Source organism: Flavobacterium litorale (assembly GCF_019613795.1).
In the GTDB taxonomy this organism is placed as follows: domain Bacteria; phylum Bacteroidota; class Bacteroidia; order Flavobacteriales; family Flavobacteriaceae; genus Flavobacterium; species Flavobacterium litorale.
In genome coordinates, this window is sequence record NZ_CP080429.1 from 549,430 (window position 1) to 565,114 (window position 15,685).

General features: G+C 39.8%; 13 protein-coding genes. 9 read left to right on the forward strand and 4 right to left on the reverse strand.

Annotated elements, in window-relative coordinates:
- Nucleotides 1-113 precede the first annotated feature (113 nt).
- The 8 genes from K1I41_RS02420 (at nucleotide 114) to K1I41_RS02455 (ending at nucleotide 11,319) form a co-directional block, all read left to right on the forward strand.
- The gene (locus K1I41_RS02420) at nucleotides 114-2,552 is read left to right on the forward strand and encodes a bifunctional UDP-N-acetylmuramoyl-tripeptide:D-alanyl-D-alanine ligase/alanine racemase (protein ID WP_220641094.1); all 2,439 of its coding nucleotides are present in this window, start codon (nucleotides 114-116) and stop codon (nucleotides 2,550-2,552) included.
- Between the two features lie 61 nt (nucleotides 2,553-2,613).
- Complete coding sequence (gene mscL, locus K1I41_RS02425; protein ID WP_220641095.1) at nucleotides 2,614-3,048, forward strand: large-conductance mechanosensitive channel protein MscL; 435 nt, start codon at nucleotides 2,614-2,616, stop codon at nucleotides 3,046-3,048.
- A 201-nt stretch (nucleotides 3,049-3,249) separates the two neighbouring features.
- Complete coding sequence (locus K1I41_RS02430) at nucleotides 3,250-4,239, forward strand: aspartate-semialdehyde dehydrogenase (protein ID WP_220641096.1); 990 nt, start codon at nucleotides 3,250-3,252, stop codon at nucleotides 4,237-4,239.
- A gap of 108 nt (nucleotides 4,240-4,347) precedes the next feature.
- Nucleotides 4,348-5,388 carry an AI-2E family transporter gene (locus K1I41_RS02435; RefSeq protein WP_220641097.1) on the forward strand — a complete coding sequence of 347 codons (1,041 nt, stop codon included), beginning with the start codon at nucleotides 4,348-4,350 and terminating at the stop codon, nucleotides 5,386-5,388.
- 319 nt (nucleotides 5,389-5,707) lie between these two features.
- Nucleotides 5,708-6,058 (forward strand): hypothetical protein, encoded by a 351-nt coding sequence (locus tag K1I41_RS02440; RefSeq protein WP_220641098.1) that lies wholly within the window; start codon nucleotides 5,708-5,710, stop codon nucleotides 6,056-6,058.
- 69 nt (nucleotides 6,059-6,127) lie between these two features.
- On the forward strand, nucleotides 6,128-8,503 hold the full coding sequence (locus K1I41_RS02445) for a TonB-dependent receptor (protein WP_220641099.1): 2,376 nt from the start codon (nucleotides 6,128-6,130) through the stop codon (nucleotides 8,501-8,503).
- A 19-nt stretch (nucleotides 8,504-8,522) separates the two neighbouring features.
- On the forward strand, nucleotides 8,523-9,092 hold the full coding sequence (locus K1I41_RS02450; protein WP_220641100.1) for a type 1 periplasmic binding fold superfamily protein: 570 nt from the start codon (nucleotides 8,523-8,525) through the stop codon (nucleotides 9,090-9,092).
- A 112-nt stretch (nucleotides 9,093-9,204) separates the two neighbouring features.
- On the forward strand, nucleotides 9,205-11,319 hold the full coding sequence (locus tag K1I41_RS02455; protein WP_220641101.1) for a prolyl oligopeptidase family serine peptidase: 2,115 nt from the start codon (nucleotides 9,205-9,207) through the stop codon (nucleotides 11,317-11,319).
- An 85-nt stretch (nucleotides 11,320-11,404) separates the two neighbouring features.
- Here the strand turns inward: K1I41_RS02455 and K1I41_RS02460 are convergent, their stop codons facing one another.
- Both K1I41_RS02460 and mtgA read right to left on the reverse strand, forming a co-directional pair.
- Nucleotides 11,405-12,361, reverse strand: a complete 957-nt coding sequence (locus K1I41_RS02460; RefSeq protein ID WP_255566955.1) for a lipid A deacylase LpxR family protein — start codon at nucleotides 12,359-12,361, stop codon at nucleotides 11,405-11,407.
- On the reverse strand, nucleotides 12,361-13,038 hold the full coding sequence (mtgA, locus tag K1I41_RS02465; RefSeq protein ID WP_220641102.1) for a monofunctional biosynthetic peptidoglycan transglycosylase: 678 nt from the start codon (nucleotides 13,036-13,038) through the stop codon (nucleotides 12,361-12,363). The genes K1I41_RS02460 and mtgA overlap by 1 nt, the downstream gene beginning before the upstream one ends.
- Nucleotides 13,039-13,167: 129 nt before the next feature.
- On the opposite strand from mtgA, the gene K1I41_RS02470 reads away from it, so the two are divergent.
- Complete coding sequence (locus K1I41_RS02470) at nucleotides 13,168-13,632, forward strand: hypothetical protein (protein ID WP_220641103.1); 465 nt, start codon at nucleotides 13,168-13,170, stop codon at nucleotides 13,630-13,632.
- 15 nt (nucleotides 13,633-13,647) lie between these two features.
- Here the strand turns inward: K1I41_RS02470 and K1I41_RS02475 are convergent, their stop codons facing one another.
- Nucleotides 13,648-14,760 (reverse strand): NAD(P)/FAD-dependent oxidoreductase, encoded by a 1,113-nt coding sequence (locus K1I41_RS02475; RefSeq protein WP_220641104.1) that lies wholly within the window; start codon nucleotides 14,758-14,760, stop codon nucleotides 13,648-13,650.
- Nucleotides 14,757-15,497, reverse strand: coding sequence for a DedA family protein (locus tag K1I41_RS02480; protein ID WP_220641105.1), 741 nt, complete (start codon nucleotides 15,495-15,497; stop codon nucleotides 14,757-14,759). Before K1I41_RS02480 ends, K1I41_RS02475 begins: the two co-directional genes overlap by 4 nt.
- Nucleotides 15,498-15,685 lie beyond the last annotated feature (188 nt).

Here is a 15,685-nt window from a genome sequence, read left to right on the forward strand (position 1 = left end):
TTAATACTTTAAAGCAAATATAGGTGTTTACAGAAAAGGACATAAAAACAGCCGTATAGAATTTTAACTACACGATTATTGTTAATTTTACAGAGACAATTAAAACCTAAATCTTGAATATAACCATACAGGATATTGCGTTGGCAATGCAAGCCCGTTTTGAGGGTACAGCCAAAACGATTGATATTGAAAACGTATCTATAGACAGCCGATCGTTGCACAACAACGCCAGCACGCTGTTTTTTGCATTATCGGGTCAAAACCACAACGGGCATAACTACATACCCGCCCTTATAAACAAAGGCGTTAGTAGTTTTGTGGTTACCCATGTACCCAAAGGCATGGCAGGCAGAGCCAACTTTTTGGTAGTAGCCAACACACGCACAGCCTTACAGCATTTTGCACTTTACTACCGCAAGCACTTTAACTTCCCTGTAATTGCGGTAACGGGCAGTAGCGGTAAAACCATTGTAAAGGAATGGCTTAACTTTTTACTAAGCCCCGACTATAACGTTGTACGTAACCCTAAAAGTTATAACTCGCAAATAGGAGTACCATTATCCGTAATCGGGATAAACAACAAGCACAACCTTGGTATTTTTGAGGCAGGTATATCCATGCCCAACGAAATGGAGTATTTGGAGCGTATTATTTTGCCCGATATTGGCGTACTAACCAACATTGGCAGCGCACACGACGAGGGGTTTACCAACCGAAAAGAAAAAATACAAGAAAAATTAAAACTATTTACTCGTGTAAAACTACTTATACTCCAAAAAAGCAAAGCAGTAGAAGACCTTATCCCAAAAGGCATAAAAACATTTACGTGGAGTTACGGCAAAAGTGGCGATGTAACAATTAAGAAAGAAGTAGATGCAAACAGCACACTACTGCACATTACTCATAAAAAAACGTTTAAAGTACGCATTCCGTTTACCGATGCCCACGCTACAGAAAACGGCATCAACTGCCTTATGGTATTATTGCACTTGGGCTATTCGGGGCGTGTTATTGCCAACCGCCTTGCAGCATTGTACCCCGTAGAGCTTAGGCTAGAGGTGAAAGAGGGTATTAACGACTGTACGATTATTGACGATAGTTACAATACCGATTTCCAGTCGTTAAAAATTGCCCTCGACTTTTTAGAGCAACAAAAAACACATACCCAAAAAACCATCATTCTTTCGGATATATTCCAGAGTGGTTTCAGTAAAAAGCAACTGTACAAACGCGTACACCGCCTGCTTACAGCACACAACATAACTAGGGTTATTGGTATTGGCAAAACCATAACCGAACAACTCGCCGATTTTCCTAATTTTTACCCCTACAAAAATACACAAGCCTTTTTAGCGCAATTTAATAGTAACGCTTTCGCAGATGAAACCATACTTATAAAGGGCGCACGAAGTTTTAGGTTTGAAGAAATTGTAGTTTTATTAGAAGAGAAAACGCACGAAACTGTTTTAGAGATTAACCTAAATGCTGTAGTACACAACTTCAACTTCTACCGTAATAAAATACGCCCGCAAACCAAAATAATGGTTATGGTCAAGGCATTTGCCTATGGTAGTGGTAGTTACGAAATTGCCAAAATACTATCGCACCATAAAGTAGATTATTTAGGGGTGGCTTTCGCCGACGAAGGTATAGCATTGCGTAATGCAGGTATTACCACCCCCATTGTGGTAATGAACCCCGAAGGCAGTAGTTTTAGTGCCATGATAGCCTATAACCTTGAGCCCGAAATTTATTCGGTACGCGAATTGCGTGCCTTTATTGCTCTGGCACAAGTAAAAAACCTCTCACTATACCCCATACACATTAAAATAGATACGGGTATGCACCGCTTGGGGTTTGAAGAGGAACATCTGGACGAACTTATTGCACTACTGCACAACAACAACTTTGTAGCAGTAAAAAGCATCTTTTCGCACCTTTCGGCAAGTGATAGCCCTGATTTTAACGATTTTACCCAACAACAAATACAGTTGTTCGAAGAATTTTCGGCTACCATCAGCAAAGCACTACAAATTAATCCGTTACGCCACATCCTAAACACATCGGGCATATACAATTTTCCTGATGCACAATACGATATGGTTCGGTTAGGCATAGGCTTATACGGTGTAGGAAACAATACGGAGGAGATGAAACAACTGCAAAACGTAGGCACACTAAAAACGGTTATACTCCAAATAAAAAACATAGCAGCAGGCGAAAGCGTAGGCTACAGCCGAAAATTTATAGCAACCCAAAGTACCCGTACGGCTACACTACCCATAGGCTACGCCGATGGCGTTCCGCGTGCTTGGGGTAATGGCAAAGGCTACGTTATGGTAAACAACCAAAAGGCTCGTATAATAGGCAGTATTTGTATGGATATGCTTATGATTGATATTACAAACATAGCCTGTAAAGAGGGCGATAGTGTTACCGTATTTGGTACAAACCCATCGGTAGTGGCTATGGCAAAAACACTAAACACCATTCCGTACGAAATATTAGCCAGTATTTCGCAACGTGTAAAGCGTGTTTTTTATAAAGAATAGGGTAATTTTCGTACATTAGCATACAACCAAAAACAAGTAACAACCAAAAAATCTAGAAATTATGGGTTTTATTAAAGATTTTAAAGCATTCCTGTTAAAGGGCGACATTATTAACCTAGCAACTGCCGTAATTATAGCAGGTGCATTTGGAGCCATTGTAAAATCGTTTACCAACGATATTTTAATGCCGCCAATAGGCTTGGCATTAGGCGGAGTAGATTTTACTGAACTAAAATACGTATTGCAGGAGGCACAACCCGAAGCCATTGTAAATGGCGAAACCGTTGCAGCCGTAGAGGCAGTAACCATTAACTACGGTAACTTTATCCAACTAGTGCTTAACTTTATTATTATTGGGTTCTTTATTTTTATGGTATTAAAAGCCTACGAAAAAACTAAGAAAAAAGAGGAAGCAAAACCTGCTGCACCGCCAGCACCAACCGCACAAGAGAAATTGCTTATGGAAATTCGCGATACGCTTAAAGCAAAGCAATAACAAGTTAGTGTCCGCTACACTATATATTCTAAACATTTTACTAATTAAACCGCCCACAAAGGGCGGTTTTTCTTTTAATGATAATTTTGCAGCACCTACAATTTAAATTCGTAACATTTGTGGGCTTTGTGGTGAAATATATTTGCATAACCCATTAAATTTCTGCTTACTTTTACAGCTAAAATTTAAACGTTTTAATGTATGAAAATTGCTGTTGTAGGCGCTACCGGAATGGTAGGCGAAGTAATGCTAAAAGTATTAGCTGAACGAAATTTCCCCGTAACTGAATTAATTCTTGTAGCCTCTGAGAAATCGGTAGGGAAAGAAATTTCATTTAAGGGTAAACCCTACAACGTAGTAAGTATTGAAACAGCAATACGGCTAAAACCACAAATAGCCCTATTTTCGGCAGGAGGCGAAACCTCCAAAGCATGGGCAGAGAAATTTGCCGAAGTGGGTACAACCGTAATCGATAATTCGAGCGCATGGCGTATGGATGCTACCAAAAAGCTCATTGTACCCGAAATTAATGCCCATACCTTAACCAAAAACGATAAAATTATAGCCAACCCCAACTGCTCTACCATACAAATGGTAATGGCATTGGCACCCTTACACAAAAAGTACACAATAAAGCGCGTGGTGGTTTCTACCTACCAATCCATAACAGGTACGGGGGTAAAAGCCGTACAACAACTGGAAAACGAATACACAGGTACAAAGGGCGAAATGGCATACCCCTACCCCATACACCGCAATGCAATACCGCAATGCGACGTGTTTGAGGAAAACGGCTACACCAAAGAGGAAATGAAACTGGTACGCGAAACCCAAAAAATACTCAACGATACTACTATAGCCGTTACCGCTACCGCCATACGTATACCTGTAGTGGGTGGACATAGCGAAGCCGTAAACGTAGCTTTTGAAAATGATTTTGAATTAAACGACGTACGCCGAGCACTACACGAAACCGCAGGCGTAACCGTACAAGACAATACCGATACCAAAACCTACCCCATGCCCATTTATGCCGAAGGCAAGGATGATGTTTTTGTAGGGCGCATACGCCGCGACGAGAGCCAACCCAACACCCTAAACCTTTGGATTGTTGCCGATAACCTCCGTAAAGGAGCCGCTACCAATACCATACAAATTGCAGAGTATTTGGTTACCAACAACTTATTATAAAGCAAATTGTAATATTCAAATATAAGTAGTTGTAGTAATGTTTAAATTTTGCTAAATTTATCTAATCTCGATATGGTATTGTTTACCTTTAAAATAAAGACCAAGTAAATGACGTTAGGCAAAAAGATTATTGTTAATGGTACTGCAATTATAGTAGGATTATATTTCTTGGTATTGGGTATAATAGAAGCCAAACCTTTTTTAGGCACCTTTGTTATTGCGGTTATTTTAGCACTGCTAATGATGCCTATATCTAAAAAACTTGAAAAACGCGGTTTAAAGCGTATTTATGCATCAATTGTAAATACATTGTTGCTTTTTTTATTGAGTTTAGGGTTTGCAGCTTTAATATCAATTCAATTATCAACATTTTTAAAAGATTGGGACAATGTAAAGCAGCAAATAGTTCCTAAAATCGAAAAATTAGAGGGTTTGGTGTATAGCAACACACCTATAGAAAAAGAAGATGTTAAACTGGGTGACGCAGTATCCAATAAGGGTGTAGGTAAAAAAGCATTAAGCTTTATAAACAGTTTTTATTCTTTTATAGGTAACTACCTTCTTACATTTATTTATATCTTTTTTCTGCTCAACTATCGGAGTAGATTCCGAAAGTTCTTTATAAAACTCTTTCCCGATAATAAAAAGCAGAAAATTACTACTGTACTTAGCGAAATTGCCAGTATTACACAAGGGTACCTTTTTGGTAAGTTTTTGCTCATGGTATTTTTGTTTATAATTTATGCTATTGGTATGGGGGCAACAGGGGTTAGCAACTTTATAGTAATTAGTGCATTAGCAGCATTACTGAGTATAATACCCTACATTGGTAATATAATTGGGTTTGTACTCGCTATTGGTCTTGGTTATGTTACCAACGGCGATACTGTTGCACTTATAGGTATTGTTGCTACATTTAGTATTGCACAATTTGTAGAGTCGTATGTTTTACAACCCTATGTAGTGGGAGATAAAGTAAACCTAAATCCGCTAATGATAATTTTAATTGTAGTAGTAGGAAATTTAATGTGGGGCGTTATAGGTATGATTATTTCCGTACCTGTTTTAGCCATTGCCAATGTAATTTTCAAGCACGTACAACCTCTTAAACCGTTTTCTTTTTTATTAAGTAATGACGATAGTAAGTAATACTTCTAAATATTATTTTATATTATATACTTTCTATAAAAGCTAATCCAACACCCTAAACCTTAGTTGCCGATAATTTACATAAAGGAGCGGCTACCAATACCATACAAATTGCGGAGTATTTGGTTGCAAACCAACTGGTATAAAAGATTTTAAAGTATATTTATAACCTGCAATGTTTTAAGAACATTGTAGGTTTTTTATTTAAATCCAACTAAAAAATACATGAAGAAGAAAATAAAAATCCATTATTGGTTATAGAGTATTTTACTGCAACATAATTGCATTTAATTAAATTCTTTGATTACCTTTGCAGGATATGAAAAGGAAATTTGCGATATTTAACCTAACGCTAATGGCAGTTGTACTCTTTACAACCGCCTTTCAGTCTTTTCATGCATTTAATCATCATAGTGTTGCATCGCACAGTCATCATCATGATGAGGAACACGAAGCCAAACAATTTGGTGCCTCAGATGTGAACCACGAACATGAGGACGATTGTTCGGTGTGCGATTTCGATTTCGATTATTTTGTCGCACCGCAGCAATTTTGCCTTCGTTTTAATTTTCCGTTTACTCCCATACCGTATCGTTACAGTAGTACCCATAACGTACAAGCTTTTTCGGGTAGCCTTTTTGCCCTGCGTGCACCGCCTGCAATAGTATAACCGCAATTATAAAAAGCCCTTTACCCTAATGCGGCTTTTAGGCTTATACTATTACCTGATTTTATTTTCATGAAATTTTATTATACCCTACTGTTATTTTTAGCAGTAAGCTGGTGTACACAAGCGCAGCACACGCTGAGCGGCACTGTACAATCGGCAGCAAACACACCTTTAGATGGTGCGCACATCCACGTAGCGCAATGGCACGGCACTAGCCTACCCGACGGTTATTATGAAATCCATAATATTACCAAAGGTACGCAGCGCGTGGTAATATCGTACATTGGTTACAAGACACTCGATACGATTATCAATTTCAATCGCGATGTAACGCTTAATGCCATACTACAGCCCAATACAACCCAATTGGAAGAAGTAGTATTGGTTGATACTACAGTTTCGCAACACACTGCTCGCAAACAACGTCTTTCTGCCGAAATCATCGAGCAATACAGCAATGCTACATTAGGCGATGCGCTTAAAGAAATTGCAGGAGTGTATACCCTAAAAACAGGTACTACCATTGTAAAACCTGTAATTAATGGGCTACACAGTAGCCGTGTACCCGTAATTAGCAACAACGTAAGGCTGGAAGACCAGCAATGGGGTATGGAGCACGCCCCCAACCTCGATATTAATTCGGCGGGTAGCATTTCAGTTATTAAGGGAGCAAACGCGCTGCAATATGGTGGCGATGCCATTGGCGGGCTCGTTTTAATTGAACCGAAAAAAGTCCGTACCGATACGCTTATAGGTAAAACCATAGTAACAGGCAATAGCAACGGACGCGGTGGTGGCGTAACCACAAGCCTGCACAAAGGCAATACAAAAGGTTGGGTATGGAATGTAAATGGTACACTAAAATACATGGGCGACCGCGAAACGCCCGATTACATACTCTCTAACACGGGCAACCGCGAAGCCAATGCAGCAGGAAGCATACAGTATTTAGGCGATACGTACGATTTAGGAGCTTCGTACAGTTTTTATAACGCAACTATAGGTATTGCAACGGCTACACACATTGGTAATAATGTCGATTTGGTTCGGGCAATTAACAACGGTACACCAAGTGTAATTAAACCGTTTACCTACACCATAAATGCTCCAAAACAAGAAGTACAACACCATTTGGCAAAACTGGAATACAACCAAACGTTACAAAATAACGCATCGCTTAACGCGGAATATGCTTTTCAGTTAAACCGACGTAAGGAGTTCGATTTACGACGGGGTAATTTAAAAGCTACCCCCGCACTCGATTTAACGCTGATTACCCACTCGGCACAAGCCAACTGGAAACAACAAAAAAATAATACTACCCTAAAGGCAGGGCTTAGCACCCTACTACAAAGTAACGAAGCCAGCCCCGATACAGGCATACGCCCCCTAATACCCAATTACAATAAAATTGATGCAGGTGCTTACGCCATAGCATCGCACCGCTTTACCAATAGTTTTAGTGCCGAAGCAGGTATTCGGTATGATTTCTCGTATGTAGATGCCAGTAAATTCTATCAAAAAACACGTTGGAACAGTTTGGGGTATAATGGCGTATTTGATAATTTTATTACAGCCGATTTTGGCACGCAATGGCTTACCGCACCCGAGTTTACCTATCATAACGTTTCGGCAAGCCTTGGCGTTCGCAAACAACTCAGCAGTGTGCTCGATATAATGGGTAATGCAGGGTTAGCAATGCGTAACCCCAACCCATCGGAATTATTTAGTGATGGATTGCACCACGCTAACGGGACGATAGAGTTAGGGAATTTAGGATTGGAAAAAGAGCGCGCACTCAAACTATCGGCTACAGTGTTAAAGCGCGGCGATGTTTTTACATTCGAAGCTACGCCCTACCTCAACAGCATTAACAACTTTATTTACTTGCAACCTACTGCAGCCGAAGTAACCATTCGTGGGTCGTTCCCCGTATACAGTTACAGGCAAACCAATGCGCTATTGGCAGGTATTGATGCTACTACGCAATGGAAGCCCACGCAACGCATACAACACACCCTTAATTTTGCCTATGTATATGGCGAAAACACTACCGACGGTGTACCTGTTATAGATATGCCACCACTCAACATAACCAATACCCTACGGTATACCGTACCACAATGGCATAGCCTGTTTTTAGAGCTGCGTAGCGAAGCCGTTTTTAGCCAAACACGCTACCCCGATTATAACTTTTTTGTAGCAGTACCACAAGATGGCGAACTAATATCCACGCTCGCCGATGTAAGCACACCACCCGAAGGGTACCATTTGTTCCATTTTGGTTCGGGGGTACAGTTTAATCTTGGTAAAATGCAAACGGCAGTAAACCTATCGGTACACAATATTTTTAATACCTCGTACAGAGATTACCTCAACCGCCAACGCTTGTATACCGATGAAGCAGGGCGGAACATACAACTTCAAGTAAAATTCAATTATTAATTTAAATAACTATCTAGAAATGAAAAATGTAAAACTATCAATTTTGGCACTTATCGCCCTAACGGGACTGAACTCATGTAATAATGATGATGATGCTACCATTGTAAACCCAGAGGAAGTAATTACTACCTTAACCGCAACTTTTGAGCCTGTGGCGGGAGGCGAAACGGTGGTACTAACATCGCGCGACCTTGACGGTGACGGACCTGAAGCACCCATTATTAGTGTGTTGGGCAACTTTACAACAGGAGCAAGTTACTCGGGTACCGTATCGTTTTTAAACGAAACAGAAACACCCGCAGAAAATGTATCGGAAGAAATATTAACAGAAGGCGATGAGCATCAAATATTCTTTCAACAAGATGATTTAGGTACGTTTACATATACGGATGCCGATGTGAACCAAAGACCCATAGGGCTTACCTTTTCGTTTGTAGCAAGTACTACTCCACAAACGGGCTTACTTACCATAACACTGCGCCACGAACCCAACAAAGCGGCAGCAGGTGTAGCCGATGGCGATATTACCAATGCAGGTGGAGAAAGCGAAGCTATGGCAACGTTTGAGGTAAGCGTAGTTGCACCCTAAAAACAATGCCCCCCTCAATACTCTGTCCCGATGCTTAGGTGTCGGGATTTTTTCTTACACTTATATAAGTACGGATTTGCTATTTTTGCTATAACAACTAAAACGGAAACCAATGAAAAAAACAATATTAATTACTGCAATGGCTGTAACGGCTAGCTGTACTATGAACGCACAAAAAATTAAATATCCCGAAACCCGTAAAGCGAATACTACCGACACTTATTTTGGTACTACGGTTACAGACCCTTATCGTTGGTTGGAAGACGATATGTCGGCAGAAACAGCAGCGTGGGTAAAAGCACAAAACAAGGTTACTTTTAATTATCTGGAACAAATTCCTTTCCGCGAAAGCATTAAAAACCGTATGGAGGAGTTATGGAATTACGAAAGGGTTTCGGCTCCGTTTAAAGAGGGCGATTATACCTATTATTACAAAAACGATGGGTTACAAAACCAAGCCGTATTATACCGTAAAGATAAAAGTGATAAAGAGGAGGTTTTTTTAGACCCGAATACATTCTCTGAAGACGGAACAACATCGTTAGGTGGTATTAGTTTTACCAAAGATGGTAGTTTGGTTGCCTACTCCATATCCGAAGGCGGAAGCGACTGGCGTAAGGTTTTTGTAATGGACACCAAAACCAAAAAGCTAATAGGCAACCCTATTGTAGATGTTAAGTTTAGTGGTGTATCGTGGCTCGGTAACGAGGGTTTTTATTATTCCAGTTACGATAAACCCGAAGGCAGCGAGTTATCGGCAAAAACTGACCAGCACAAATTGTACCATCACGTACTAGGCACATCGCAATCGGACGATCGTATTGTATTTGGTAAAGAAAAGAGCGAAAAACACCGCTATGTAGGAGGTTACGTAACCGAAGACCAACGGTATCTTGTAGTATCGGCAGCCAACTCAACATCAGGGAACAAACTCTTTGTAAAAGACCTTAGTAAACCCAACAGCGAGCTAATTGCTATGGTAGATAATTTTAATAGCGATAATGGTATTATCGATACCAAGGGGAGCACATTATACATTACCACCAACTACAACGCGCCCAACAAGCGCATTGTAACCGTAAATGCAGCCAACCCACAACAGACAAACTGGAAAGACTTAATTCCAGAAACTGATAATGTACTATCGGCATCTACAGGGGCAGACTATATTTTTGCCGAGTACATGCAAGATGCCGTTTCGGTAGTAAAACAATACAACCATAAGGGCGAACTGGTACGCGAGGTAGCACTGCCCGGTATTGGTAGTGCCGGTGGTTTTGGCGGTAAAAAAGATGCCGATGTTTTGTATTACTCCTTTACCAACTACATAAGTCCTGGCACCATATATTCGTACAACCCTAAAACGGGGAAATCAGAAGTATATCGTAAACCGAAAGTCGATTTTAATACCGATAATTACGTGTCAAAACAAGTGTTTTACACCTCTAAAGACGGTACTAAAATACCCATGATTATTACGCACCGCAAAGATGTGCAGCTTAACGGTAAAAACCCAACCATACTGTATGGTTACGGTGGTTTTAATATTAGCCTTACCCCTGCCTTTAGCATTGCCAACGCCGTATGGATGGAAAACGGTGGTATTTATGCCGTACCTAACCTGCGCGGTGGTGGCGAGTATGGTAAAAAATGGCACGATGCAGGTACTAAAATGCAAAAGCAAAACGTGTTTGACGATTTTATTGCTGCCGCAGAATACTTAATTGATAATAAATACACCTCGTCTGATTATTTAGCGATACGCGGAGGCTCTAACGGCGGATTATTGGTTGGGGCAACCATGACACAACGCCCCGATTTAATGAAAGTAGCACTACCCGCTGTAGGTGTGCTTGATATGTTACGCTACCACACCTTTACCGCAGGTGCAGGCTGGGCATACGATTACGGTACTGCCGAAGATAGTAAAGCCATGTTTGAGTACCTAAAAGGCTACTCGCCAGTACATAATGTAAAAAAGGGGGTACAATATCCGGCTACAATGGTGACTACAGGCGACCACGACGACCGTGTTGTACCTGCACACAGCTTTAAATTTGCAGCCATGCTACAAGAGTATCAAAAAGGGAGTAATCCTGTACTTATTCGTATCGGGGTAAATGCAGGGCACGGTGCTGGAAAATCGACCGCACAAACTATTGAGGAGTATAGCGATATGCAAGCCTTTACGCTTTATAATATGGGCGTAAAATCGAATAGGAAATAGTACTCAGTTTTCAGTTTTTAGTCGCAGTTTTCAGTTCTAAATAGTAAACTGAAAACTGCGATTGTGACTGCAAGCTATAAACTACTTATAACAAGTACCCTACAGTAATAGTACCATAGTAATGCCCTGTTATTACAATGTTGGATAGTTTTTTACTGAAGTAATTAAAGGAGTACGATAAATTCCAGTTGTTGTAATTGTACGTAACACCCACTTCGCCCACAAAGCGCAACGGAATTAACGGGAAAGTTACAGGACTATCGTCATTAAACAAGCTGCCCTCTATCGTAGCATCGTAAAACTGATAATTCGCATTGGGGTTTACAAACAAAAACAATTCCCTACGCCCGTTGTACGTGGTTTTATCTTTGCTCAGGGTAGCATCGTGTAATCCCGAATTGTATACGGGTACTAATCCTTTGTACTTGTTTAGGTTAATGCGCATCATCCCACCTGCTGTAATACCTGTAAATACCGTACCTACATCGGCATTAGCCTGCAAATGAAAATCGGTTTGGTTGTTATTCCTATTCGGGAATAGTTTTTTGGAGTAAAATGCGTTGAGTTGTACTGCCAATAGTGTTTTTATTTGATGCTGCCACCCCTTAACGGTAGGATACCCCAAAATACTATGCAGCCCTTCTTGCAAATGTTCTGCACCCGATTCGGGACCTACAACGCCCATCTGTAAATTAAGCTTTAATACGCTTTCGCTGATGTAATAGGTGTTAATACCTGCCTGCGCAAAAAGGTAGCCTGCAAATGGGCGGTCGTTTACATTAATATCCTCCGCCCTTACCGATTGTGGATTGTAAATTTGTTGTCCCAACCGAAACTCCGTAATTTTTTTGGCTACTTTTTTGTTTTTCGCATTGCCCAAATAGCGGTAAAACAACGCAATACCATTAGTGTAATATTGGTCGCTAACAGGCGATACGTATAAATCATTATCCAGTATTGCACCCATCTCGGCAGGCTTTTGCGCCCATAGTACCGTTGTGGATAATACCAATAATGCAATACTTCTGTATAACAACATCATTAATAGTCGAGTTTAATGTAACGCATCTGCCGTACAATGTGTCCTTTTCTACTGTTTACATAAGATGACGAATTGGTTGCCTTGTACTTTAACGGGCTGGGCAATATGGCTGCTATACCTGCTGCCTCGTAACGGGTAAGGTTTTTAGCGTCCTTTTTATACCAGTACTTGGCTGCTGCTTGCGCACCGTAAATACCATCACCCATTTCTATACTATTTAGGTATACTTCCATAATACGCTCTTTACTCCAAATTAACTCAATAAGTACGGTAAAATAAGCCTCTAATCCTTTGCGGAGGTAACTCCTGCCCTGCCACAAAAACACATTCTTGGCGGTTTGTTGCGATATGGTGCTTCCGCCCTTTATACGCTTGCCTTTCTTGTTGTTTTCGTACGCTTTCTCTATCGCTTCAAAATCGAAACCATAATGGGTAAAAAATTTACCATCCTCGCTAGCAATAACGGCTTTTTGCAATTCGGGCGATATTTCGGCAATAGGCACCCAATCGTGGTTGGCATACATTTCTTCGCCCCTATCGCGTTGCTCTAACGCACGGCTCATCATAAGCGGGGTAAAAGGTACAGGTACAAAACGGAACAGTACTACGGATAGTACCGAAATAACGATGAACCAAAGGAATACCTTTATTATAAAGCGGAATATCTTTCGTAGCATAGCAAGCTAAAATTAGATGTAGCGAAAGTACAAATAAGTTGGAAATAATATAAGTCTTTAGTTTGGGTAATTAATTTATAACACACTACATTAGAGGTAACTTTTTATACATCAATTTGTAAAAACAGTATGAACAACATACTTGGTAAAATAGTAAAACTACTAATAGGTTTCCCGTTGTACGTTTTAGCCAATAATATAATTGCCAATTTAGGTTCTCTTATCTTATTCCAATACTGCTACTTTTATATATATGGAGTAAGTTGTACAGGAGGGTTTAATACTAAAAGTGCTGTTATTACTTTTATAGTTGTAGTGTTTAAATTATTAATAATTGCGCTGTACAACTACACTAAAAAAGGAAGTTTTCTATTTTATTATCTGATTTTCGATGTAATTATTTCTGTAGTTTTATTATTAGATTATTTATTTGGAACATTATGGATTGCTTATTTTTACTCTAATAGACATATGATTAATTTAAGTAAATACTTGTTCGGGAACTATGCTTTAGTCATTATACAATCGGTAATTGTATTGCTAGTACTACTAAATAAGAAAGGAATATTAAAGCGTAAACATATAACTGATTAAACTTTAATTAATGGGCTAAACCAAATCGGCTAATTCCTGCCCTACTATGCTACCAATAGCAATGCCCATACCACCTAGCCGAACGCCACAATAGGTATGCGCGCTAAGTTGTTGTACTATCGGATTTTTTTGGTTACCTACACCCATAACACCGCTCCAACAGTGAGCAATTTTAACCTCTTGGTTGGGTAGTATAACATTGTGTAGTAGTTGCTCCAATTGGTTTTGTATTAGCTCCGTTTGGGCTAATTCTGTAGTGGTTTCGCCCTCAAAATCGAGGTTACGCGCACCGCCAAATAATATTCTGTTTTCGTAATTACGAAAGTAGTAATACCCCTCGTCCATGTGGAATGTTCCTTTAATATTTAGGTTGGGTATAGGCTCGGTAATAAGTACCTGTGCTCGGGCAGGTTTTACAGCACCTTTGGTAAGGGTGCTGGCAAAACCGTTGGTAGCAAAAAGGAGTTTTTTAGTAGTAAAAGTATAGTTGTTAACGCTTACGGTTACGCCATCTGAATTTTCATCATAATTGCTAACATTTTGGCAGTTTACAATTAAAATGTGCTGCCTTGCCGCTTCTTTTAAAAGTGCCTGCATCATTTTACCTGTATCTATTTGCCCCTCAAAGGGGTTTAGTATTAGGTGGTGGTGTATGCCTTTAAAACCAAAGGTATTGGCTTCGGTTGCAAATACATTGTTGTTAAACTGTGGTTGCAGTACATTATTTACAAAAGAGAGTTGTTGTAAACAGTTTTGGTACGTAGCTTCGTCCTTTTCTAAAAAAAGTTCGTACCCGCCATGCTGCTGATAGTCAATGGCAGCATCACCCAAGCGTTGGCGTAGTAGCTGCAAACCGTTACGGCGCTTTTGTATAAGGTTAATAACCTCTTGTTCGGTGTGGTTGTTTAAGTCGCTAACAATTTCCGATAGGCTACCAAAACAGGCAAAACCTGCATTTTTAGTACTTGCGCCCTGTGGGAGCTCGCCTTTTTCGAGTACGATTATCTTACTGTCGGGAAAACGTTCGCGGAGGCGTAATGCAGTATGGAGTCCTACTATACCGCTACCTACTATGGTGTAATCTACGTTGGTAAACCAACTGTTTATTTCCCACCAGCTTAGTTTCATCGCGGAAACATATTGCTATCGTCATCATCAGGGTCTTCTGCTTCCTCAACAGCTTCTTGTTCTGTTACTTTTTTACCTTTTATAGCGTTAAGTATAAGCGGTATGGTAGTTATGGCAACAATAACCAAAATAATAAGCTCAATGTGTGCTTTAAGGTCAATATTAAGTGTTTTTAAGAAAAGCTCATATAAGTAATGCCCCGCAAATATTATAGTAATTGCCCAAAGGAACGAGCTAAGAATGTTATAGAACATAAAACGTTTCTTGTCCATTTTTACCACCCCTGCAATAATAGGCGCAAACGTACGGATTATGGGAAGGAAACGGGCAAATATAATGGCTCTACCACCGTGCTTTTCAAAAAACTCGTGCGATTGTATTAAGTACTTCTTTTTAAACCAAAATGTATCTTCTTTTCGGTACAAATACGTACCACTTTTATACCCAAACCAATAGCCAAAAGTGTTACCTAATATTCCGCTAAGCGCAACCAGTATGGATAGTAAAAATACATTTATAAAATCGCCTTCAATAGGCATAAGCGTATTCATTAACTCGGTACTGTAAATACCTGCCAAAAACAAAAGGCTGTCGCCTGGTAAAAAGAAACCTGCAAAAAGTCCCGTTTCGGCAAAAACTATAAATAATACAACGTAAATTCCTACAGGAACACCACCAAGCTCTAGTGTAATATAAAACTCGGGGTTAATAAGCTGCATCCAGTCAAAATCACTCATGTGTTATGGTTAAATTGGTGTATAAAACGCGTATAATTTTAAGTCCGTGAAATTACTTATATTTTTTCAATCTTGTAATAGCTACGGGGTTTATAATCATCTTTTGTATAAAAATTAACTATTTAACAAAAACAATCCGTATTTAGCTACACAAAACGCATGTAGCTATTATATAGCTATAAATACAG

Coding starts and splice junctions, on each gene's coding strand:
- K1I41_RS02445 (WP_220641099.1), top strand. CDS start 6,128: ATGAAATTTTATTATACCCTACTGTTATTTTTAGCAGTAAGCTGGTGT.
- K1I41_RS02450 (WP_220641100.1), top strand. CDS start 8,523: ATGAAAAATGTAAAACTATCAATTTTGGCACTTATCGCCCTAACGGGA.
- K1I41_RS02430 (WP_220641096.1), top strand. CDS start 3,250: ATGAAAATTGCTGTTGTAGGCGCTACCGGAATGGTAGGCGAAGTAATG.
- K1I41_RS02435 (WP_220641097.1), top strand. CDS start 4,348: ATGACGTTAGGCAAAAAGATTATTGTTAATGGTACTGCAATTATAGTA.
- mscL (WP_220641095.1), top strand. CDS start 2,614: ATGGGTTTTATTAAAGATTTTAAAGCATTCCTGTTAAAGGGCGACATT.
- K1I41_RS02475 (WP_220641104.1), bottom strand. CDS start 14,760: ATGAAACTAAGCTGGTGGGAAATAAACAGTTGGTTTACCAACGTAGAT.
- K1I41_RS02480 (WP_220641105.1), bottom strand. CDS start 15,497: ATGAGTGATTTTGACTGGATGCAGCTTATTAACCCCGAGTTTTATATT.
- K1I41_RS02440 (WP_220641098.1), top strand. CDS start 5,708: ATGAAAAGGAAATTTGCGATATTTAACCTAACGCTAATGGCAGTTGTA.
- K1I41_RS02470 (WP_220641103.1), top strand. CDS start 13,168: ATGAACAACATACTTGGTAAAATAGTAAAACTACTAATAGGTTTCCCG.
- K1I41_RS02455 (WP_220641101.1), top strand. CDS start 9,205: ATGAAAAAAACAATATTAATTACTGCAATGGCTGTAACGGCTAGCTGT.
- mtgA (WP_220641102.1), bottom strand. CDS start 13,038: ATGCTACGAAAGATATTCCGCTTTATAATAAAGGTATTCCTTTGGTTC.
- K1I41_RS02460 (WP_255566955.1), bottom strand. CDS start 12,361: ATGATGTTGTTATACAGAAGTATTGCATTATTGGTATTATCCACAACG.